Here is a 21,521-nt window from a genome sequence, read left to right on the forward strand (position 1 = left end):
TGGCGAAATGGTGGGGATGTCTATTGCGGAGCCGCCGCTCCCTTGTCGCTCCAGCTCGGCGGTAAGCCCAACTGACCGGCAACTGCTCCCGTGAGGCCCGGTGCCGAACCGAATGCTTTGCAGGCGTCGTATTTCGGGTCGCCGCCGAGCGATGCCTTTATCTTTTGTATCGATGGTATGGCCGGCTTTCCCTTGAAGGGGTCATGGCCCCTTACCAGCATGCGGCTGAAGTCGCCGCCAAAGGCGGAGGAGAGGGAATAGGCATCGCCGACCGAGGAGATCCGCGCTTTTGTCGTCAGCATGTTTGCCCCGCGCGACCAAAGCATGGCCGCCTTCTGCGCTCCATCCTGACCGACAGCTTCCGCCTCGACGGACAGCCCGCCGAGGCCGATTGGAATCCTTGGAATGGGAATGGCGAGCGCGACCGATGTGCCGAGCGACGCGACGGCGGATGTCGCCGCGGCCGTCCGGTTGGTTGGAACGATATCGGTGACCGTGGCATGCACGACGAGATCCGCCGGTTGGTTCGCCGCCACGACCTGGAAGCGGTCACTGAGGCCGGTACAAAGAGCCCGGTCTATGGCGTTGGCAACAAGCGCAAGACCCTTCGGGTCTAGTGCGCCGCTGTTGCCGGGGTGCGCCGATGTCGGCACGATACGCACTGTGCGTGCAACAAGGACGGACGCTGGGTCTACCCGCAGCTTCGCCTTCGTCAGCGACCCTCCCGATGCAGCCATATCCTTATAAGAACTGAGGGAGGTGCCCTGATGCAGCGGCACGCTGGCACAAGAGGGAAGCGCCGCGAGCAGAATGACGGCTGCGGTCTGCGGGCGGATGTTGGCAAGCCGAAAGCTGGAGGTCATGTGGCAAATTTCTGAACAGTGATCGTCGTTCAGCTTTTAGCCACGCCAGCGTTAATGGCTGTAAAGGCAGTGTAAAGTTGGGTAAAAGCCTGAGAGGCAGATGTTTAAAGACGCTGAGCCTGCTCAGGCACGTATGCTTGCCGGTGCATAGGCCTTCGGCCTTCGGGGAATTTCGAGGGTGATGGCCAAGCCGCCGGCGGCAGGCAGCGATGCGGAGACGCGCCCGCCGTGACGCTCGATCGCCTGTCTGGTGATCGCAAGGCCGAGGCCATATCCGCCTTCCGGCACGGCGTTGTTGCCACGGGAAAATGGTTGGAAAATGCGTTCGAGCTCGTCTCGCCCGACCCCAGGTCCTTGATCCGTCACGCGGATCTTGAGGAGATCGCCAGTCGTCTCACAGGATACCGATATGCTTGAATGTGTTGCGGTATATTTAACCGCATTGCGAATAACGTTTTCGAGTGCCCGATAGATCAGCTCGCCTTCTACTTCAGCCGGAAACGTGCCGCCAACGCCGGGCGTGATCGAGACCTCGCGGGCCTGGGCCTCGAATGCAGCATCGCCCAGGATCTCGTTCAAAAGGTCGATGACATCAAGGGATTGCGTTTTCAGAGGCAGGCTGGAGCCGGCGGTCAGTCTGGCGAGCGTTAGAATCTCGCCCACGAGCACGTCGAGCCGTTCGACCTCCCTATCCATGCGATCCAGCATGACATCGAGTTTTGCAGGATTCTGCCGGAGGACACCCACGGCGGCCTGAAGGCGGGAGAGGGGCGAACGCAGCTCATGGGACACGTCATGAAACAGCCGCTGCTGCGCATCCTGAAGTTCCTGCAGCCGCGCGGCGCTGGAATCGAAATCATGCGCGAGCGCGGTGACTTCGTCCTTTCGGCCGGCCATCTTGTTCCCGATGCGGACGTCGAAACGGCCGTGGGCAAGCGCGCTCAGGCCATCACGAAGGTGCACGACGGGACGAATGAGATATCGGGCGAGAGCCGCCGCGGCGACCGTGCTCGCAACAAAGATCGAAAGCCAGGGCACCAGCAGAGCCAGGTTGTCGATAATATTGAGAAGGAAGTTGGGTTCCGGCGCCACGGAGATCCGGTAGCAAATTCCGTCCTTCAGGACGGATTTCGTCTGCGACGTACTCTCATTTCCGCACGCACTCGCGTCCGCGGTTTTCGAAAGCGTCAGGCCAAGCGGCACCGTATTCTCGCTTGTGCGGACGAAGCGCGCGGCGGCGTCCTCGCCATCCGTTGTGAGCACGTTTGCCGTCAGCTTCAGAATGATCGCGCGTTCCTGATACTCCCGGTCGCGGCCGGGGGGCGGGATCTGAAAGAGGTTGACGATCACGATGATGACCGTGAGCGTCGTTGCAAGCGTCAGCCAGATTGTCGCGAAGAACTTCCAGAATAGCCGGGGCATGATCAATCCACGAGAAGTTGGTAGCCCTGGCCGCGCACGGACTGGATCCAGGATTGTCCGTCCTCCCGGAGCCCGAGCTTTTGCCGAACGCTGCTGATATGGACGTCGATGCGGCGGTCAAATGGCGTGAGCGGCTTCCCGAAGGCCCGCTTCGAGATGTCCTGCTTCGAGACGAGCTGGCCGGCGCCGCGAGCGAGGACTTCAAGCAGGCTGAATTCAGTGCCGGTCAGATCCAAGGTCTCGCCGCGCCACTCGGCGGTTCTGCTGCCCGGATGGATCACGAGCTGACCGGCTCTGAGCGTATCGGTCGACACGCCGCTTGCCGGTTGGCCTGCCCGGCGCAGGATTGCACGCAGGCGCGCTGCAAGTTCGCCAGGCGAGCAGGGCTTCGGCACATAGTCGTCGGCGCCGAGGTTCAAGCCCGAAATCCGGTCGATGTCATCGCCTCTGGCCGTCAGCATCAGTACCGGGACCTGGCTCAGCTTCCGGACTCGCTGCAGAACCTCGATCCCGTTCATCCGCGGCATCATGATGTCGAGTACGATGATGTCGACCGTATTGCCGGCGGCGGCGGCAATAGCGGCACGACCGTCCGTGTCCGTTACGACCTCATATCCTTCCTCGCTCAGATATTCCTGAAGAAGCGTCGTCAGCTCGACATCGTCGTCGATGAGAAGAACCTTGTTCATTCACGTTACCCGTCATTCCTATCCGCCATTCATACAGCACAAAAGCGAGCGCGGGACGAAGTTTTACTCAGCTTAACATTAACTTGACCGCACTTAACGTTCGCCCGGCTACTGATCGATGTGGCGGCATCGGTCGCGCGGCAGGAACAGCCTGTGCCCATGCCGGAACCTGCAAGGAATGCATCGTTGAACAAGCCATCCATGACATTCGCCGCCGCATTCGTCGCGGCTGCGCTTCTTTTCCCTCTCCCCAATGCCATTGCGGAACAGGCCGCCGTACCTGCAGCCGCGCTCACTGTCTCCCTGGCAGCGCCGGCGCAGCGCGACTGGCCGGAAACCGTTCCCGCGAGCGGCTGGCTGAAACCGTGGCAGGAAGCAATCATCGCCTCCGAGACGAGCGGCCTGCGCATCACCGAGGTTCTGGTCGATGTCGGGTCGGTGGTCACCAAGGGGCAGACGCTGGCCCGGCTTTCGCAGGACAGCGTGCTCGCCGATATTCGCAAGCAGGAGGCGGCCGTCGTGACTGCCAAGGCGAAACTCGCTAAAGCCACGGCCGACGCAGATCGGGCGCGGCAGCTTCGCTCCTCCGGCGCTCTATCCGCTGAGAAAATCACCGAATATTTCGCCGACGAGCAGACGGCAACGGCGAGCCTGGCATCCGAGGAAGCCGCGCTCGACAGCGAAAAGATCAAGCTGGATCAGACAACCATCACTGCCGTCGATGATGGCCTCATAACCTCGCGTTCCGCCGACCTCGGTGCCGTCGTCTCTACAGGCACCGAGCTCTTCCGCATGGTGCGCCAGCAGCGTGTCGAATGGCAGGCGGAAGTATCGGCGCGTTATCTGTCGCGCATTTCCGAAGGCTTGAGCGTTGCGATCAATGGACCGGACGGTCATGCCATTGCCGGCAAGGTGAGACTTGTCGGGCCCTCTGTTAGCACCGATACCAGCCGGGCGATCGTCTATGTCGCGCTTCCGGCCGACGTTCGTCCGCGCACCGGCCTTTATGTCACTGGCAATATCGAGCTGCAGACCACACCGGCGCTCACCGTCCCCGAGACGGCGATCGTGTTCCGGGATGGCATCAGCTACGTCTTCACCGCCGGCGATGATAAGCGGGTTCGACGGATCCGGGTCGAAACCGGCCGCCGCAACAATGGCGAGGTCGAGATCATCTCCGGCATCGACCGGTCGGCGAAAGTCGTCACGTCGGGCGGTGCCTTTCTGTCCGACAATGACCTCGTAAAGATTGCGGAGGCGAACTGATGAACTTCTCGGCCTTCTCGATCCGTAACCCTGTCCCTGCGATCCTGCTGTTTGTCATGCTTGCCGTCGGCGGGCTGTTGGCCTTCAAGCATCTGCCGGTCCAGAATTTTCCCGATATGGACCTTCCGACCATCAGCGTCACCGCCACGCTCGACGGCGCGGCGCCGACGCAGCTCGAGACCGAGGTCGCCCGCACCATCGAGGATAGCCTCGCAGCTCTCAGCTATCTCGATCACATCACCACGACGATCACCGACGGCACCGTGTCGATCAAGGTTTCCTTCAAGCTGGAGAAAGACAGCGAAACGGCCCTCAACGAGGTTCGCAATGCCGTCGACAGCGTCAAGGCCGATCTGCCCTCGCAGATGGAGTCTCCGAGCGTCACCAAGGTCACGGTGCAGAGTTCCGCGCTCGTCACCTATGCCGTCCGCTCGACCGCTCTCAACGAGACCGAGCTTTCCTGGTTTGTCGACAATGATCTGACCAAGGCGCTGCTGTCGGTGCAGGGCGTCGGGCAGGTCAATCGCATCGGCGGGGTCGATCGTGAGGTTCATGTCGATCTCGACCCCAAGACCATGGCATCGGTCGGCGTCACCGCGGCCACTGTGTCGTCGCAGCTAAAGGCCATGCAGGCCGATACGTCCGGTGGTCTTGGCGAAGTCGGCGGCAACCGCCAGACCTTGCGCACGCTGGGCGCCCTGCCATCGGTCGAAGCACTGAAGGGGCTACGGATCCCCCTGGCCAACGGCCAGCAGGCCCGTCTTGACGACATCGCCTCGGTCAAGGATAGCTTCGCGGATCGTTCCTCGATGGCCTATCTCGACGGCAAGCCGGTGATCGCGGTCGAGATCAAGCGTTCGAACGGCTTTTCCGACAGCGGCGTCGCGTCTGACGTCGGCAAGGCGATCAAGCAATTCGCAGCCGCCCATCCGAATGTGCAGATCGATGAGGCTTACAGCACGATCGGGCCGATTATCGATAATTATGACGGCTCGATGCACATGCTCTTCGAAGGGGCGATCCTGGCGATCGTGGTCGTCTGGCTCTTCCTTCGGGACTGGCGCGCGACGATTCTCTCGGCAGTGGCGCTGCCTCTGTCGGTCATACCGACCTTCCTGGTCATGTATTTCGCCGGCTTCAGCCTGAATATCGTCACGCTGCTTGCGCTGTCGCTGGTGGTCGGCATCCTGGTCGACGACGCTATCGTTGAGATCGAGAACATCGCCCGCCACCTACAGATGGGCAAACGGCCGATCGATGCGGCGATGGAAGCGGCCAATGAGATCGGGCTTGCCGTCATCGCGACCACCTTCACGCTGGTCGCCGTCTTCCTGCCCACGGCCTTCATGAGCGGCATACCGGGCCTCATCTTCCGCCAGTTCGGCATCACCGCCTCCGTCGCGGTGCTTGCCTCGCTCGTGGTGGCGCGTCTGCTGACGCCCATGATGGCAGCCTATTTCATGAAGGCGCATCCGAAAGAGGAGAAGGATGGGCGCATCATGCGCGCCTATATGACGATCGCCAAGGCGGCTCTGAAGCACCGGAAGACCACGATTGCCGCAACCGCCGTCGTCGTGGCGCTTTCGCTCGCCACCATTCCCTTGCTGAAATCGGGCTTCCTGCCTGCTTCGGACGATGCGCGCACCCAGGTGACGCTCACCATGCAACCCGGCGCCACCATCGAGCAGACGGATGCGATGACCCGCAAGGCTGCGGATATCGTCGGCAAGCTGCGCGACGTCATGCATGTCTTCTCCTCGGTCGGTTCGACATCCTCCAGCAATGGCCCTGATACCAGCTCCACGAGTGATGTCGGATCGGCCACGATCGTGGCAGTCCTGACACCCATCTCCGATCGGGATCGAAAGCAGTCGGAAATCGAAAATAGTATCCGGCAGGCGCTCTCCGCTCTCCCCGGCGTACGGGTGGAGGTCGGCAGCGGCGGCAATGGCACGAAGCTTGAGATCACGCTCGCCAGCGACGATGCCAGTGCGCTCGATAGCGCCAGCACGGCGCTCGAGGAGCAGTTGCGCACGCTGCATGGCATCGGTGCGGTCACATCGACGGCGGCAAGGCAGGCGCCGGAAATTCAGATCACGCCCGACTTTGCGCGCGCCGCAGCACTCGGGGTAACGTCGAATGCAATCGCCAGCGCCGTGCGCGTGGCAACGAACGGGGAATATTCCTCCGACCTGCCGAAGCTCAACCTGCCGCAGCGCCAGATCCCGATCGTCGTCCGCTTCTCGCCGGAAACGCGCACCAGTCTGGACGACATCAAGACCATGCGGGTGGCCGGCACCAATGGCAATGTCGATCTCGGATCGATTGCCGATATCCGCATCGGCGGCAGCCCTTCGGAGATCGACCGTATCGACCGGATGCGCAATGTCACGGTCTCCGTCGAACTCAACGGCCGCATTCTGGGCGATGTCAACCGCGAGGCGCAGGCGCTGCCGGCGCTTCAGCACCTGCCGCCGGGCGTCACTCTTGTGGAGCAGGGCGAGTTGCAGCGCAGCTCCGAGCTGTTCCAGAGTTTCGCGCTTGCGATGGCGATCGGGGTGTTCTGCATCTATGCGGTGCTCGTCCTGCTCTTCCATGACTTCCTGCAGCCGCTCACCCTATTGATGGCCCTGCCGCTCTCGCTCGGCGGCGCGCTGGTGCCACTCGTGCTGACCGGAACCAGCTTCTCGATGGCAGCGGTCATCGGGTTGCTCATGCTGATGGGCGTGGTGACGAAGAACTCCATCCTGCTCATCGAATATGCGATCATGTCGCTTCGCCAAGGCATGTCCCGATTTGATGCCCTCGTCGATGCCTGCCACAAGCGGGCGCGGCCGATCGTCATGACCACCATAGCCATGGCATCGGGCATGCTTCCCGTTGCACTCAGCCTGACGGGCGGGGATTCGAGCTTCCGGCAGCCGATGGCCATCGTGGTGATCGGCGGCGTGATGATGTCGACGCTGCTCAGCCTCATCGTCATCCCGGTCATCTTCACCTTCGTCGACGATCTGGAACAGGTGCTCAAGCGGCTCCTGCGGCGGGTTGGGCTGAGCCATGAAAGTGCCGACGACGAGGCGCCGCAGGCATCCAATGACCGCGAGGCGATCGCTTTCAAGCCCGATCAGAAGCAGGCACGCAGCCACAGATGATCCCTTCTCAAGACGTCATTGGTCCAATGCATCTGCGCCGAACAGAAGCAGGACTTGCCGATGCTCATGGCAACTTCTTCGGTCGCGTTCCTCCCCCCGGAACGAGGCCGCGGGACGTGTACCCCCCGCAGGCGGCGTCATGCCGCCTGCGCGTCCTGCCGTCCGAAGGAGAGGGGCTGTGAGCTTCCGATCGATCCGGTTTTCTCGCAGCAGTCCGATGCGGGCGCTCATTCTCGTACTGTCCTTTCTGCTCATCCTGTCCGGATGCATGCAGACCCTCGACAGGGCTCTCGATGCGAATGAGGCGGGCAAGGCCGCCATTGCCGGCTACGGCGAAATCCGGATCTATCTCGATGCCCGATTCAACGAAGCACCGCGCGATTTCCATGATTGGGCACCGGTGACGACGCGCAAAAAAGCCGCCGCCCTGATGATCTCAGGCGGCGGTGCGGGTGGCGCGTTCAGCGTCGGTGTGCTTTCGGCTTGGAGTGCTGCGGGGACCCGTCCACAGTTCGACATCGTGACGGGCGTCAGTACCGGCGCCTTGATCGCCCCTTACGCCTTCCTGGGATCGGCCTATGACGATACCCTCGTGCACCTCTATACCAGCGGCGTTGCGCAGGAGTTGGTCCGGACCAAGGGCTTCGTCGGGCTGTTCGGGTCGAGTCTGCTGCGAGCCGGACCATTGAGAGGGATGATCGAACGCTATATCACGCCGGCGATCCTGCAGCAGGTGGCCGCCGAGCATCGCAAGGGCCGCCGCCTCTTCATCCTGACCACCAATCTCGATAGCCAGCGCGCCGTCATGTGGAACATGGGCGCGATTGCCAATAGTGGGCGCCCCGACGCTTTGAAGCTGTTTCAGGATGTTCTGACGGCATCTGCGAGTATTCCCGGCGTTTATCCGGCAGTCATGATCAAGGCCGAGTCCGGAGGGCGGCATTTCGAGGAGATGCATTCGGACGGCGGGTCGGCCTCGCAAGTCCTCATGATGCCGCAGGCTTTTCTCACGAGTTCCGATCGCCTAATGCCCGTCAAAGGGCAGGGCATCGATTTCTACGTGATCGTCAACAATGCGCTCATGCCCGAGTTTGCCGTCACGCCGGACAGGACTCTTCCGGTGATCGTGCGGGCCTATTCGATCTTCATCAAATCACAGACCCAGAGCGCGCTGACGGCGCTCTACAACTATGCACGGCTGACCGGCGCCGGCTTCCATCTCGCCTCGATCGATGCGCAGGTTCACTATTCGATGTTCGATCCGTTCAACACCAATTATATGCGGGCGGTCTATGCTCTGGGATATGCCGAATTCACCGCGGGGACCCTGTGGAAGGAAAAGCCCGTCTTTCGCTGACGGGCTCCTATCCTGGATTAGTTTTTGACCTCAGACGACACCGCCGAGGCAGACATATTTGATTTCGGTGAACTCCTCGATGCCGTAGCGCGATCCCTCGCGGCCAAGGCCGGAGAGCTTGACGCCGCCGAAGGGGGCTTCGGCCGTCGAGATCAGGCCGGTATTAACCCCGACCATGCCGTATTCCAGTGCCTCGGCGACCCGGAAGACCCGGGCGAGATCCTTGGCGTAGAAATAAGAGGCAAGACCGAATTCGGTGTCGTTGGCCTGGGCGATGACATCGGCCTCGTCCTTGAAGCGGAAGAGGGGAGCGACCGGCCCGAAGGTCTCTTCCTTCGCGACAGCCATCGCCGGGGTGACATCGGCAAGCACCGTCGCCTCGTAAAAGCGGCCGCCGAGCGGATGGCGATGGCCACCGGCAACGACGCGGCCGCCTTTGGAAAGTGCATCGGCAACATGCTCCTCGACCTTGGCAAGGGCCGCCTCGTCGATCAGCGGGCCGAGATTGATGCCCTGGTCGAACCCATTGCCGGTCTTCAGCGCGCCGACGGCCTTGGCAAGCTTTTCGGCAAAGGCATCATAGGCACCGTCCTGCACATAGAGGCGGTTGGCGCAGACGCAAGTCTGGCCATTGTTGCGGAACTTGGCGATCAGCGCGCCTTCGACGGCGGCATCGAGATCGGCATCGTCAAACACGATGAAGGGCGCATTGCCGCCGAGCTCCAGCCCAAGTTTCTTGATGGTCGGTGCGCTCTGTTTATAGAGTTCGGCACCGACTTCGGTCGAGCCGGTGAAGGTGAGCTTGCGCACAACCGGGCTTGCGGTCATCTCGCCGCCGATGGCGCGGGCCGAGCCGGTCAATACGCTGAAGAGGCCCTTCGGCAGGCCGGCACGCTCCGCCAGCACTGCGATCGCGATTGCCGAAAACGGCGTCTGCGAGGCCGGCTTCAGCACCATGGCGCAGCCGGCGGCAAAGGCGGGACCGGCCTTGCGGGTGATCATCGCATTTGGAAAGTTCCAAGGGGTGATCGCCGCGACCACGCCGATCGGCTGTTTCATCACCAGAATGCGCTTGTCCTTCTGGTGGCCGGGGATGATGTCGCCGTAGACGCGGCGGGCTTCTTCGGCAAACCATTCGACAAAGCTGGCGCCATAGGCGATTTCGCCCTTGGCCTCGGCAAGCGGCTTGCCCTGTTCGGCCGTCAGGATGCGTCCGAGATCATCCTGGTTTTCCATCATCAGCTCGAACCAGCGCCGCAGGATACCGGAACGTTCCTTGGCGGTGCGGGCGGCCCATTGCTTTTGTGCGATCTCGGCTGCGGCAATCGCCGTCTTGGTCTCGGCAGCACCGAGATTGGGAACAAGGCCGATGATCTCGCCCGTCGCCGGATTGTCGACCTTGATCGCATTCGAGGGATCGGCTTCGATCCAGTCGCCGCCGACCAATGCGGCCTGCCGGAACAATGTTGCGTCTTTCAAATCCATGACTGTCTCCTGCCGACGGTAGAAAGCGGGCGTTTCGCCCGCTCTCAAGGGTAACGCTTAAGGCGCGATAATCGGATGTCACATGCAGTCTTTAATACCGCGACAACTTCATATGGCGATTGACATCCTTATAAAGGAGATAGCGGAACTTCCCTGGCCCGCCTGCGTAGCAGGCCTGAGGGCAGAAGGCGCGCAGCCACATGAAGTCGCCAGCCTCGACTTCCACCCAATCTTGATTCAGCCGGTAGACGGCTTTGCCCTCGAGTACGTAGAGACCGTGCTCCATCACATGGGTTTCTGCAAAGGGGATGACGGCACCTGGTTCAAAGGTGACGATCGTGACATGCATGTCGTGGCGCAGGTCCAACGGATCGACGAATCGGGTCGTTGCCCATTTCCCCTCCGTTCCAGGCATCGGTGTGGGTGCGATTTCCTGTTCATTGGTGAAAATCGGTTCTGGCGCATCCAAGCCCGGGACGGCCTCATAGGCCTTGCGGACCCAGTGGAACCGCGCGGTGACAGATCCGCGATTGCGAAGCCGCCAACCGGACGAAGGCGGCAAGAAGGCGAAGCCGCCGGGATGGAGCACATGAACGTCTCCCCCCAGTTCGACCGTCACCTCTCCTTCTACAATGAAGAGCGCGCCTTCGGCATGCGGGTCCAATTCCGGCTGATCGCTGCCGCCCCCTGGGGCGACCTCCATGATGTATTGCGAGAAGGTTTCCGCAAAGCCGGAAAGCGGGCGCGAGAGCACCCAAAGGCGTGTTCCGTCCCAGAAGGGCAGATAGCTTGTGACGATGTCCATCATCACGCCTTTGGGGATCACGGCATAGGCTTCGGTAAAGACCGCGCGGCCGGTTAGGAGTTCCGTCTGCTTCGGAGCGCCGCCCGCCGGCGCGAAATAGGTTGGTTTTGTCACTTTGGCCTCCGCGAAATATGGCGCTCATGATCCTGCCTGATCGATGGCATCAGGGTAGGGCGAACATGGTATCGGTTTGCCCATATCAAACGGGTTTGTCCAGCCTTTGACGGTCTTGCAACAAGCTTTCGACCGGACTGCGACTGCAGCCCTCCTTCTCTCGTAACCGCCCTTACGAATACCTTTTGCCATCCCATGGGCAAGGCATCTGTAAGCTGGGACTGACGGCGGCCCGAACCTGTCGCCAGCTATTCGTAGCAACAGATCTGCATTCTTGGTGGGAAAATCTTATCGCAGCACCCACCTTGGACAACCCGTGGAGGCAGTGGAAGCAATGAATTCACAGCCGTAAGAGGATCAATTCCCACAATAACTCGACTCAAAATGATAATAGTACCTTACCATATGAACCCTACTGATAAGTATTGTAACTGGAATATGTATAGTTATACGTACAGCCTGTATGTTTATGAATATTTCTGACGCCAAATTAGGACTTATATATTCGATTATTCTTAATTTACTGATGTATTTCTGCATCTATGACGGATTTATGTCGGCAATTTTCTTGTATTTGCCCAAATACTATATTGGCTCCGGTGCTTCTCTGGCTATCTTGCGGCCGGAAGTTCACAAACTTTCGATTATAGGGAACAGCCGGATGAATGAACGTAACGGACAGGCTCCGGGTCGTTCCGATCAGGCACATAGATTGGAGAAAAAATGAACATCAAGAGCCTTCTTCTCGGCTCCGCTGCTGCTCTCGCAGTAGTTTCCGGTGCACACGCGGCTGACGCTGTTGTTGCTGCTGAACCGGAGCCGCTCGAATACGTCCGTATCTGCGACGCATACGGTGCAGGCTACTTCTTCATTCCGGGCACCGAAACCTGCCTCAAGATCGGCGGTAAGGTTCGTACGGAAGGTGAATGGTACAACGCCTACAACCCGAACGACGTTCGCGGCACGCTCTGGCACACCCGCGCTGAACTGCAGCTTCAGACGGCTACCGACACCGAATACGGTCCGCTGAAGACCAACACGGAACTGCGTTGGGATTGGCAGGAAGGCGGCTCCACGAGCACGAACTTCCTCCATGGCAGCATCAGCCTCGGTGGTTTCACCGTCGGTAAGGAAGATTCGCAGTTCAACGTATTCACCGGCTACGCTGGCGACGTCATCAACGACGACGTGGTCTATGACGGCCCGTATGAACTCAACCAGATCACCTACAACTACGATGCCGGCAACGGCTTCACGGCTGTGATCTCGGTCGAAGACACCAATTCTGGCGTTGGCGCAACCGGCTCTAACGGCGAAGACAGCTCGGATCACTACGCTCCGGACGTCGTTGCCGGTGCTGGCTACAAGGCTGGTGCATGGTCCTTCAAGGTCGTCGGTGGCTATGACTCCATCGTCGAAGAAGGCGCCATCAAGGCTCGCGTCGATGCTGACTTCGGCGTCTTCTCTGCCTTCTTGATGGGCGGCTGGAACACGGACGGCGACAAGCTGAACAAGTACGCTGGCGCGAACGGTGGCGGCGACGCTTCCGGTATCGGCTGGGGCGACTGGGCAGTTTGGGGCGGTGCAAGCGTTCCGATCAACGAAAAGCTGAAGTGGAACTTCCAGGTCGCTTATACCGACTCGAAGATCTTCTCTGCTACGACGAACCTCAAGTGGAAGCCGGTTAAGGACCTGCTCGTCGAGCCGGAAATCACCTACACCAACTGGGATTCGATCAACGAAGATCAGTGGGCTGGTATCCTCCGCTTCGAGCGCAGCTTCTAATCTGATCTGAATTTGACCTCCGATCAGAAAAGGGAAAAGGCCCGGTTTCCCTCCGGGCCTTTTTTCTTGCCTATCGCACGCAGTCCGCAAATGTGCGGTAAATAATGCGTTTTTCGTGCCTTTTGCCGTCCCAAGAGACGTAGGCAGGCCGTTCTAATCTTTGACAATCCTACCTCGCTCATTCAGGCCACCCGTGAGGCGCCTTGTCGGCATGCGTTTTGAATGGTTTCCGCGCTCAGTTAGATAATTGTCTCACTGCTGCGTGAAGTGGTGCCCTTGCCCCTGACAAAACATCGCTACCTTTGCTAGGTGCATAGCGATCATCGAAGCGATGTCGATTGTACGTCCCTGTCAAATATCAGGAGTTTGAGCATGACCGGTTCTTCCGACTACACGCCGCCGAAAATCTGGACCTGGAACAAGGCGAATGGAGGCCAGTTCGCGAGTATCAACCGTCCGATCGCGGGACCGACACACGACAAGGATCTGCCGGTCGGCCGCCATCCTCTCCAGCTTTACTCGCTCGCAACGCCGAATGGCGTGAAAGTCACGATCATGCTCGAAGAGCTGCTGGCTCTTGGCCATAGCGGCGCGGAATATGACGCCTGGCTGATCAAGATCGGCGAGGGAGAGCAGTTCGGCAGCGGCTTCGTGGAGGTCAATCCCAACTCCAAAATACCGGCGTTGATGGACCGCAGTGGCCCCAAGCCGATTCGGGTTTTCGAGTCCGGTTCGATCCTGGTTTATCTCGCCGAAAAGTTCGGTGCTTTCCTGCCGACAGACGCCGCCGCGCGCGCCGAGTGCCTGTCGTGGCTGTTCTGGCAGATGGGAAGCGCACCATATCTCGGCGGCGGCTTCGGCCATTTCTACGCTTACGCGCCGACGAAGATCGAATATGCGATCGACCGCTTTGCCATGGAGGTGAAGCGCCAGCTCGACGTGCTCGATCGCCGGCTTGCCGAAAGCGAATATCTGGGCGGCAAGGACTATACGATCGCCGACATCGCCGTTTGGCCCTGGTATGGCGGCCTGGTCAAGGGCTGGCAATATGGTGCGGCGGAGTTCCTTCAGGTGGAGGATTACAAAAACGTCCAGCGTTGGGCAGACGCAATCTTCGAACGGCCGGCCGTGCAACGCGGACGGATGGTCAACCGTGTATCCGGTGAGCCCTCAAGCCAATTGCATGAGCGCCATGACGCCAGCGATTTCGAAACCAGGACGCAGGACAAGCTCGCTGTCGCGAGCTGAGCGATCCTTTCGCTGGAGCCAAAGCTGGGCGTTGCAGTGCCCAGCGAAGTGTCGGGTGAACCGGCACTTTCAACCGAATCAGTCCTATGAGAACCGTCGAGCCCGACATCCACTGCACATGAAGGCGGCCGCCAAGACTATCCGCCATTGGTGAGCCGTTTGGCGCCGCCTCGACAAGAGATGTTCCGATGATAAAAGGCATCGGTGATATCATATGTGGAAGTGGGACAACGAAGAGGGTTCATGCGGCATTTCCGGTCAGATGTGCAAGGGCGCACGCGCGTCGGCCCTGGCGTGGTGGCGTCAAAGAAGGTCGGCCTTCGATCGACTGAGATCGCCGACCGGAACTTCCGCGTCATCCTCGAGGCCATTCGCCGCTACGGCCCGTTGACGCGGCTCGAGTTGGGGCAGCGGACGGGACTCAGCGGACCGGGCATCACCAACATATTGCGGCGGCTGAGCGAAGATGGGCTCGTGACGTCGAGGCGGCGCAGGGATGCGGCCAAGGGGGCTTCGTCCACGGAGTTTGCGCTCAATCCGGATGGCGCCTGCTCCATCGGCGTTCGATTGGGCGGTGCTCGACCGGAAGCCGTGTTGGTCGATCTCAGCGGCCAGATTCGAGAGCGGACACAGCTCGACCTGACTGTCGAGCTGCCGGTCAGCCTTGAAAAGGCGGCCCGTGATCTTCTGGCGGGCAATACCGCGGCGCATCGCCTGCTTGGCATAGGCATCGCCGCTCGCTCGGCGGATGACATCAGCATTGGGCAGATAGAGTTTGATTCACGGCCGCTCCGCGTCTTGGTCGAGCGCGAGTGCGTGGCGGCGGTGCTTGCCGAGCGCACCATTGGCGCGCCAATGCCTGAGGGTGGCCTCGTGATGATCATCATCGATGACGCGGTGGAGGCAGCGCTTCTCGTACGCGGAGTGCCCTTTGCCGGAGTGCATGGCAGGGCGGGCAGCATCGGCGCGATGCGGACGGGTCCGGATCATGTGCGGCTCGACAGTATCGTCGGCTTGCACGCACTGGAGGCCTGCCTCTCGCCGGAGGAGTTTGCGGCGCTTCTGGCCGGAGAGGAGCTGCCGATGTCGGCGGCGATTTCGGACTGGGTGAAAAATGCCGCCGGTCATCTGCTCGACGCTATCGTCGCCACGGCAGGGTTCCTTGCTCCAGGGGCAATTCTTATCGGCGGTGATCTGCCGCGCGGCATCATCGAGGCGCTGATCCACCAAATGTCGATCGAGCGCCGCAATACGACCATTCGTCCGTTCATCACGCCATGGATATCGCCCATGAGGCCGGCGAGCTTCGACGGCGGCGGCATTGCCCTCGGGGCAGCCCTGCTGCCATTCTTCGATGCCCTGCTGCCGTCGCCATCGGCGGGATAAAAAATATGCCCGGCCGGTTTCGACCGGGCACGCTGTGGCTATGCCACCTGTTCGTCCCTGTGGCTGAGATCGGAGGCGAGCGCCTTGTCGAGCACCTTCTGGATATTGGCGGCGCGGCGGAAGGACGGCTCCTGCGTCTTGCCGGCCCTGACAGCCTGCACGAAGCGCTGATAGTTGGTTTCGACCGGGTCGAACGGGATATCGCGCCATGTGGCGGTATGGACATCGTCGCCGAGGCAGGCGCGCAGGGTCGACTTGCCCGTGTCGTAGATCATTTCGATCGAGCCCGTCTCACCATAGACGCGCAAGCGCAACTGATCGAGCTGGCCCGCCGCCGTGCGGGTTGCCTGAATCGTCCCGATCGCGCCCGACGTGAAATCGACATTCATGGTGAAGCTGTCATTGGCATCGAGATCGTATTCGTCGATCTTATCGCCCGGCGCCTTGGTGAAGGTTTTCAGCCGGCCAAAGACATGTGCGACGTCGAGCCCCGAGCCATAGGAGGTGAAGTCGACGATGTGGATGCCGATGTCGCCGAGTGCGCCGTTGGAGCCGTGCTTCTTGCTGAGGCGCCACAGCCACTTGCTTTCCGTCTTCCAGTCGCCCCAGGCCTTGCCGACCAGCCAGCTCTGTAGATGCGATGCCTCGACATGGCGCACGGCGCCGATCTCGCCGGCGAGCACCATTTGCCGGCCCTTCTGCAGGGCAGGGGAGTTGCGATAGGTGAAATTCACCATGCCGACCTTGCCGGATTTCTCCATTGCTTCCGTCATTTCCATCGCCTTGACGGCATCGGTCGCGAGCGGCTTTTCGCAGAAGACATGCTTGCCGGCGGCAATCGCCTGCAGGGTGGTAGGGTGATGGACGCGGTCCGGCGTCACATTGGCGACCGCGTCGAACTCGCCCCAGGCAAGTGCTTCTTCGAGAGAGCCGAAATGGTTGGGTATGCCATGCAGGCTGCAGAAGGCCGCCAGCCGCTCGGGCACGATGTCGACGCCGCCGACAACGCTCACGCCCTCGATCGCCTTGAAGCTCGACGCATGTTTATCGGCCATTCCGCCGGTGCCGAGAATAAGTAAGCGCATGATATCCTCCCATAGGATCGTCGCTCCGCGGCCAAGTCGGACCACGGATGATTGCGGCAAAACAATTTCTACTTCGCCGTTCAGAAGTTGATTGATGTGATGCTTGAACTATCCCCCCGGGCGCTATGTCTTCGCAATGATCGCCATTTTCCGCGCCTCCCAGTTCCGGCTTGACATCAAAACAAAGTAACTTAATCTAATTAATGCAGCACGGAAATGAGGATAGGTCAACTGATCAAACCTGCTGTATTCGCCAAATGGGGGAGGAGACCCATCATGATGAAGTCCATTGTCAGCGCCTTGGCGCTGAGCACGATGCTATTTGCAGTGCAGTCAGGCTATGCTCAGGAGTTGGCGGCAAAAGACAGAATAGGGTTGGAGAGTGCTCCGAAATCTTTGGTTGTCCGCCTGACGAATGACAGTCCGAACAATGCCGATCCCAACATTGCCGATGGCTACAAGCGACTGTTCGTAGACTTCATCAAGAAACATCCGGACTGGAAGCTGCAGATGCAGTTCATGTCCGCCGACATCGGCACTGAACAGGCGAAAATGCTCGAACAGGCAAAGGCCGGCAATGCGCCGGATTGCGCCGCGGTCGACTCCTTCGTGCTCTCGCAATTCATGATCAATCATGTGCTGGCCGACTTCTCCCCCTATTTCAGCAAGGACGAAGTTGCCGATCTCTTCCCCTTCATCCGCAATGGCATCACCGACAAGGACGGAACCGTCCGCGCCTGGTGGTGGGATACCGACCTGCGCGTCCTCTATCGTAACAAAACGGTTGTTCCTGACGCGCCACAGACCTGGGACGATCTGAAGAAGGCGGCTCTTGCCTCCAAAGACCAGGGCATGGAGGGCGTCATTTTCAACGCCGGCCGCTATGAGGGCTCCACCTTTGATTGGCTGGCGAATTACTGGGCACTTGGCGGCAAGCTGGTGGACGACAGCGGCAAGCCGGTCTTCGGCGAAGGCGACAACAAGGAAAAATTCTTAAAAGCGCTGACCTATTACAAGGACCTCGTCGATACCGGCGCTGCGCCGAAGCGCGTCACGACGATCGGCAATTATGACGATCTGAACGCTGCTGCTGCCGCCGGTACGACCGCCCTGTTCATTGGCGGCAACTGGCAATATGCCCAGTTGAAGGCGACGCTCGACGAAGACGAGTTCAACAAATGGACCTTCTCGCCGATCCCGGGTCCGACTGCGGACAAGCGCTCGACCGGCACCGGCGGCTGGACGATCGCCTCCTTCAGCAAGGACAAGGAAAAGGTCGAGATGTGCGCCGATCTCGCCCGCGAGGTCTATATGGGGCCGGCCAACGCCCTGCAACAGCAATTGCCGACGCGCAAATCGCTGTTCGACAAATATCCGGTTTTTGCAACCGATGCGAACAAGACGTTCGCAGCCGCCCTCGCCAATGGCCAGGCCCGTCCCGGCGCGCCGATTTATCCTGAAATCTCCAACCAGATTCAGATCATGATGGGCGACGTTCTTTCCGGCACCAAATCGCCGGAGGAGGCTTTGAACGCGGCGTTCAATGCGACGATGGAGGCCTATAAGCGCCTTTAGAGCGCCGCGCCGCGTTCGCTGGAACGCGCCACGGTTGTCCTACTCTTTTGATCCAGGGCATCCCGCCAGCTTGCAGGTGAAACCACCACAAAGCCGGATGTTCCTGCCGAAAGATGATCGAGGGCGGCGCACCGACATCGGCAGCGGCGCCAGCGTCCATTTGAAACATTCGGACAGAGAGAGCAGATGAGCCCAATTGCAATGGAGGCCCCGACGGGCCGAAGACGCGGGTTCTTTCCGCGTGATTTTGCCGGCGCGCCGCTTCCATGGATCATGCCTGTCATCCTGGTCATCGGCGTATTCTACCTTTACCCGGTGCTCGACGTCTTCCGGCTGTCGCTGACCAACGCGACGCTGATCGGCGACAATTCCATCTACACGCTGGATTCGATCAGGAACGCGATCCACTCGCCGCAACTGCCCGATATTCTGTGGGCAACGCTGATCTTCGTCGGTGGCAGCGTGGTCGGCCAACAGATCCTCGGTCTGGCGGTCGCGGTCGTCGTCATTCGTGGCGAAAAACGCGGATTGTTCGGCACCACCATCCTGCGCACGACAGCGCTCGTCGCCTGGGTCGTGCCCGGCATTGCCGGCGGTATCATCTGGCAGATGCTGTTCAGCGAAGCGCCCTACGGCGCCCTCAACAGCATCCTGCGGATGATGCATATTCCGCCGGTGGTCTGGCTCTCCGATCCGGCGATCGCGCCCTGGTCGGCGCTGCTCTCCAATATCTGGCGTGGCACGGCCTTCTCGATGGTCGTGATGTACGCGGCGCTGAAGGCGGTCGATCCGTCGCTCTATGAAGCGGCGGAAGTGGATGGCGCATCCTCGACGCAGCAACTGATATTCATAACCCTGCCGCAACTGCGGGCCGCAATCCTCGTCAACATGATCCTGATCACCATCATGACCCTTAATACCTTCGACGCGATCATCACGTTGACCGGCGGTGGGCCAGGCCGAGCGACCGAGGTCATATCGCTCTACGTCTTCAACATCGTCTTCCGCAATTACGACCTTTCGGGCGGCAGCGTGCTCTCGGTGCTGATGCTGTTCATCAGCCTCGGGCTTGCCTTCGTTTACGCCTCGTTCCTGCCGAAGGAGGAAGAAACGTGAGTATGAGAACAGGCAGCCGCTGGGGCGATGTTGCCAGCTATATCTTCATGCTCATCATGTTCGTGTTTTTCGCGGGGCCATTATCTTATCTGCTGTCGCTTGCCCTGCGCGATCGGCGGGAGATCTATCTTGGCGTTGCCCGCTATATCCCGAAGAACCCGACCATCGACAATTTCACCGCGGTGCTGACCAACAGCTACTTCCCGATCTATCTTTGGAACGGCCTGAAGCTGGCGTCGCTGAGTGGTCTCGGCGTCCTGATCGTCGCACTCCCGGCGGCTTACGCCTTTTCTCGTTTTCATTTTCGCGGCAAGGGCCTGTCGATGATGGGGCTTTTGCTGTTCCAGATGATTTCGCCGCTGGTGATCATGGTGCCGCTCTACCGCTACATGAACAGGCTCGGGCTGCTCGATACCCATTTCGCCGTGGTCATGGTCTACATCGCCCTCGGCGTGCCGCTGGCGACATGGCTGCTGAAGAGCGCGGTGGACGGCATTCCGCGGAGCCTTGACGAGGCCGCGATGATCGACGGCTGCAACCGCTTTTCTGTGTTCTGGCGCATTATCCTGCCGCTTTCCGGACCCGGCATCGCTTCGGTATTCATCATCACGGTGATTGCCGGCTGGTCGCAGTTCCTGGTGCCGTTCCTGCTGTTGACCCAGAACAATCTGATGCCGATCGGCGTTGGCATCTTCAATTTCAAAGGCATGCAGACGGATTCATCCGTGCAATTGCTGGCGGCCGCCTGCCTGATCTCGGTGGTTCCAGCCATCGTCGCCTTCCTCTCCCTGCAGCGGCTGATCCTCGGCGCGATGACCAGCGGAGCCGTGAAAGGATGATGTTACGGACAACGAGAATTGCGTGTACGAGGCGGTCGAGAGATAGCGCGAGGCTGCTTTGACGATGCAACAATTCGACGATGACCGTAATGTTTTCGACCTGACCGGCGCCAATGTCGAGGATGCCGGCGAGCACAATCGCGCCGTCATCCTGCGGTGCATTCATCGCCAGGCGCCGATTTCCCGGGCAGAGATCGCCCGGCAGACCGGGTTTACGAAGCCAGCGATCGCTCGCATCGTCGATCGGCTCTTGGACGAAGGCCTGGTGATGGAGGCGCGCCGCCGCCATGGGCTGCGCGGGCAGCCGGCGATCGAACTCGAAATCAATCCCGACGCCTGTTTTTCGATCGGCGTGAATATCGACCGCGATCATCTGACCATCCTCGCGGTCGATGCCGTCGGAAACGTCCGCGGGCGGGTGCACCACGAAAAGCGCTTCATTCTTCCGGCCGAATTCGTCGAGCTGACGGCGGATGCCATCTCGCATTTTCAGCGCAGCAAGCTTGTCGACGACGCCCGCATCGCTGGCATCGGCCTCGCCGTTCCCGATTGGCTCGGCGAAATTCCGGTGCTTGGCCGGCCGGACGACTATGCGCAATGGACCACGTTCGACGTCCGCAAAGCGATCGAAGCCATTACCGATCATCCGATCTTCATCGACAACGAAGCCAATGCCGCGGCAATGGCCGAACTGGACTACGGGCTTGGCGCAGAGAGCCGCAGCTTCTTTTATATCGCCATCAACGCCTGCCCCGGCGGCGGGCTGGTGCTCGACGGGATCGGTCATCGGGGCGCAATGGGGTTGAGCGGCGAAATCGGCTGGCTGCCGATCGCCGATCCGAATGATCCGAAGGGTGCGAAAGTGCAGCCTCTTGGCGAGATCTTCTCGCTATTCTTCCTTTATGACCACCTTGCCAAACATGGCATAGAGGTGAGCAGGCCGCAGGATCTGCTGGCGCTCGATGCGCGTGGCCGCAAGCTGGTTTCGTCCTGGCTGAAGCAGATGAGCGTTCATCTTGCCGAATCAGTCATCCACATCGGCCTGATCGTCGATCCCGATGCCGTGATCGTCGGCGGACGCCTGCCGGTGCGTATGACCGACGAGCTTCTGCGCTACGTGAACGAGCATCTGCAGAGTTCGGACCCCAACCTGCCGTCCATTCATCGCGCCTCGCTGACGGAAGATGCGGCCGCTCTCGGCGGCGCGGCGATGCCGACCGCGGCGGCCTTGATGCTCGGTTCGGCCAATCCGCAACAACGCACCCGCTCGCCCCTGCAGATCATGGACCGCCTGCACGCCATATGACGAAATCGTAGCGTCATTCGATTTTGAA

16 protein-coding genes are annotated in these 21,521 nt (G+C 60.4%); 10 read left to right on the forward strand and 6 right to left on the reverse strand.

What is annotated here, in order from left to right; translation table 11 throughout:
• Positions 1-20 precede the first annotated feature (20 nt).
• From GGD50_RS20710 to GGD50_RS20720, 3 genes are all read right to left on the reverse strand, one after another.
• Positions 21-863: a DUF3313 domain-containing protein gene (locus GGD50_RS20710; protein WP_183938936.1), complete on the reverse strand. Its 843-nt coding sequence runs from the start codon at positions 861-863 to the stop codon at positions 21-23.
• Between the two features lie 123 nt (positions 864-986).
• Positions 987-2,285: a HAMP domain-containing sensor histidine kinase gene (locus GGD50_RS20715; RefSeq protein ID WP_183938938.1), complete on the reverse strand. Its 1,299-nt coding sequence runs from the start codon at positions 2,283-2,285 to the stop codon at positions 987-989.
• A gap of 2 nt (positions 2,286-2,287) precedes the next feature.
• The gene (locus GGD50_RS20720) at positions 2,288-2,974 is read right to left on the reverse strand and encodes a response regulator (RefSeq protein ID WP_183938940.1); all 687 of its coding nucleotides are present in this window, start codon (positions 2,972-2,974) and stop codon (positions 2,288-2,290) included.
• Positions 2,975-3,133: 159 nt separating this feature from the next.
• On the opposite strand from GGD50_RS20720, the gene GGD50_RS20725 reads away from it, so the two are divergent.
• The 3 genes from GGD50_RS20725 to GGD50_RS20735 all read left to right on the forward strand — a co-directional run bounded on the left by GGD50_RS20725 (position 3,134) and on the right by GGD50_RS20735 (position 8,749).
• Positions 3,134-4,240: an efflux RND transporter periplasmic adaptor subunit gene (locus GGD50_RS20725; protein WP_183938942.1), complete on the forward strand. Its 1,107-nt coding sequence runs from the start codon at positions 3,134-3,136 to the stop codon at positions 4,238-4,240.
• A complete protein-coding gene (locus GGD50_RS20730; protein ID WP_183938944.1) occupies positions 4,240-7,392 on the forward strand; it encodes an efflux RND transporter permease subunit in 3,153 nt (1,050 codons plus the stop codon). The genes GGD50_RS20725 and GGD50_RS20730 overlap by 1 nt, the downstream gene beginning before the upstream one ends.
• A 217-nt stretch (positions 7,393-7,609) precedes the next feature.
• Complete coding sequence (locus GGD50_RS20735; RefSeq protein WP_183939006.1) at positions 7,610-8,749, forward strand: patatin-like phospholipase family protein; 1,140 nt, start codon at positions 7,610-7,612, stop codon at positions 8,747-8,749.
• Positions 8,750-8,779: 30 nt separating this feature from the next.
• Here GGD50_RS20735 and gabD read toward each other — a convergent pair whose 3' ends face one another.
• Together gabD and GGD50_RS20745 are read right to left on the reverse strand one after the other, a co-directional pair.
• Positions 8,780-10,234, reverse strand: a complete 1,455-nt coding sequence (gene gabD / locus GGD50_RS20740; RefSeq protein WP_183938946.1) for an NADP-dependent succinate-semialdehyde dehydrogenase — start codon at positions 10,232-10,234, stop codon at positions 8,780-8,782.
• A 91-nt stretch (positions 10,235-10,325) separates the two neighbouring features.
• The gene (locus tag GGD50_RS20745) at positions 10,326-11,153 is read right to left on the reverse strand and encodes a bifunctional allantoicase/(S)-ureidoglycine aminohydrolase (protein WP_107107550.1); all 828 of its coding nucleotides are present in this window, start codon (positions 11,151-11,153) and stop codon (positions 10,326-10,328) included.
• A gap of 723 nt (positions 11,154-11,876) precedes the next feature.
• On the opposite strand from GGD50_RS20745, the gene GGD50_RS20750 reads away from it, so the two are divergent.
• From GGD50_RS20750 to GGD50_RS20760, 3 genes are all read left to right on the forward strand, one after another.
• Positions 11,877-12,938 (forward strand): porin, encoded by a 1,062-nt coding sequence (locus tag GGD50_RS20750; RefSeq protein ID WP_183938947.1) that lies wholly within the window; start codon positions 11,877-11,879, stop codon positions 12,936-12,938.
• Positions 12,939-13,310: 372 nt separating this feature from the next.
• Positions 13,311-14,186, forward strand: a complete 876-nt coding sequence (gene yghU / locus GGD50_RS20755; protein ID WP_183938949.1) for a glutathione-dependent disulfide-bond oxidoreductase — start codon at positions 13,311-13,313, stop codon at positions 14,184-14,186.
• A 243-nt stretch (positions 14,187-14,429) separates the two neighbouring features.
• Positions 14,430-15,572 carry an ROK family transcriptional regulator gene (locus tag GGD50_RS20760; protein ID WP_183938951.1) on the forward strand — a complete coding sequence of 381 codons (1,143 nt, stop codon included), beginning with the start codon at positions 14,430-14,432 and terminating at the stop codon, positions 15,570-15,572.
• A gap of 38 nt (positions 15,573-15,610) precedes the next feature.
• Here the strand turns inward: GGD50_RS20760 and GGD50_RS20765 are convergent, their stop codons facing one another.
• Entirely contained in the window at positions 15,611-16,657 is a 1,047-nt protein-coding gene (locus tag GGD50_RS20765) for a Gfo/Idh/MocA family protein (RefSeq protein WP_183938953.1), read from the reverse strand.
• A gap of 276 nt (positions 16,658-16,933) precedes the next feature.
• Here GGD50_RS20765 and GGD50_RS20770 point away from each other — a divergent pair, with 276 nt between their 5' ends.
• From GGD50_RS20770 to GGD50_RS20785, 4 genes are all read left to right on the forward strand, one after another.
• Positions 16,934-18,232: an extracellular solute-binding protein gene (locus GGD50_RS20770; RefSeq protein ID WP_183938955.1), complete on the forward strand. Its 1,299-nt coding sequence runs from the start codon at positions 16,934-16,936 to the stop codon at positions 18,230-18,232.
• A 186-nt stretch (positions 18,233-18,418) separates the two neighbouring features.
• Positions 18,419-19,348 (forward strand): carbohydrate ABC transporter permease, encoded by a 930-nt coding sequence (locus GGD50_RS20775; RefSeq protein WP_183938957.1) that lies wholly within the window; start codon positions 18,419-18,421, stop codon positions 19,346-19,348.
• Positions 19,345-20,187, forward strand: a complete 843-nt coding sequence (locus GGD50_RS20780) for a carbohydrate ABC transporter permease (protein ID WP_183938959.1) — start codon at positions 19,345-19,347, stop codon at positions 20,185-20,187. Before GGD50_RS20775 ends, GGD50_RS20780 begins: the two co-directional genes overlap by 4 nt.
• Before the next feature lie 64 nt (positions 20,188-20,251).
• Positions 20,252-21,493, forward strand: coding sequence for an ROK family transcriptional regulator (locus tag GGD50_RS20785; RefSeq protein WP_183938961.1), 1,242 nt, complete (start codon positions 20,252-20,254; stop codon positions 21,491-21,493).
• Positions 21,494-21,521 lie beyond the last annotated feature (28 nt).

The organism is Martinezella paranaensis, assembly GCF_014200235.1.
GTDB classification, from domain to species: Bacteria; Pseudomonadota; Alphaproteobacteria; order Rhizobiales; family Rhizobiaceae; genus Rhizobium; species Rhizobium paranaense.

What these genes read in the sequence shown, in the direction of transcription:
- GGD50_RS20760 (WP_183938951.1), top strand. Translation starts at nt 14,430, where the DNA reads ATGCGGCATTTCCGGTCAGATGTGCAAGGGCGCACGCGCGTCGGCCCT.
- GGD50_RS20715 (WP_183938938.1), bottom strand. Translation starts at nt 2,285, where the DNA reads ATGCCCCGGCTATTCTGGAAGTTCTTCGCGACAATCTGGCTGACGCTT.
- GGD50_RS20750 (WP_183938947.1), top strand. Translation starts at nt 11,877, where the DNA reads ATGAACATCAAGAGCCTTCTTCTCGGCTCCGCTGCTGCTCTCGCAGTA.
- GGD50_RS20720 (WP_183938940.1), bottom strand. Translation starts at nt 2,974, where the DNA reads ATGAACAAGGTTCTTCTCATCGACGACGATGTCGAGCTGACGACGCTT.
- yghU (WP_183938949.1), top strand. Translation starts at nt 13,311, where the DNA reads ATGACCGGTTCTTCCGACTACACGCCGCCGAAAATCTGGACCTGGAAC.
- GGD50_RS20725 (WP_183938942.1), top strand. Translation starts at nt 3,134, where the DNA reads ATGCCGGAACCTGCAAGGAATGCATCGTTGAACAAGCCATCCATGACA.
- GGD50_RS20710 (WP_183938936.1), bottom strand. Translation starts at nt 863, where the DNA reads ATGACCTCCAGCTTTCGGCTTGCCAACATCCGCCCGCAGACCGCAGCC.
- GGD50_RS20785 (WP_183938961.1), top strand. Translation starts at nt 20,252, where the DNA reads ATGCAACAATTCGACGATGACCGTAATGTTTTCGACCTGACCGGCGCC.
- GGD50_RS20775 (WP_183938957.1), top strand. Translation starts at nt 18,419, where the DNA reads ATGAGCCCAATTGCAATGGAGGCCCCGACGGGCCGAAGACGCGGGTTC.
- GGD50_RS20730 (WP_183938944.1), top strand. Translation starts at nt 4,240, where the DNA reads ATGAACTTCTCGGCCTTCTCGATCCGTAACCCTGTCCCTGCGATCCTG.
- GGD50_RS20770 (WP_183938955.1), top strand. Translation starts at nt 16,934, where the DNA reads ATGATGAAGTCCATTGTCAGCGCCTTGGCGCTGAGCACGATGCTATTT.
- gabD (WP_183938946.1), bottom strand. Translation starts at nt 10,234, where the DNA reads ATGGATTTGAAAGACGCAACATTGTTCCGGCAGGCCGCATTGGTCGGC.
- GGD50_RS20735 (WP_183939006.1), top strand. Translation starts at nt 7,610, where the DNA reads ATGCGGGCGCTCATTCTCGTACTGTCCTTTCTGCTCATCCTGTCCGGA.
- GGD50_RS20765 (WP_183938953.1), bottom strand. Translation starts at nt 16,657, where the DNA reads ATGCGCTTACTTATTCTCGGCACCGGCGGAATGGCCGATAAACATGCG.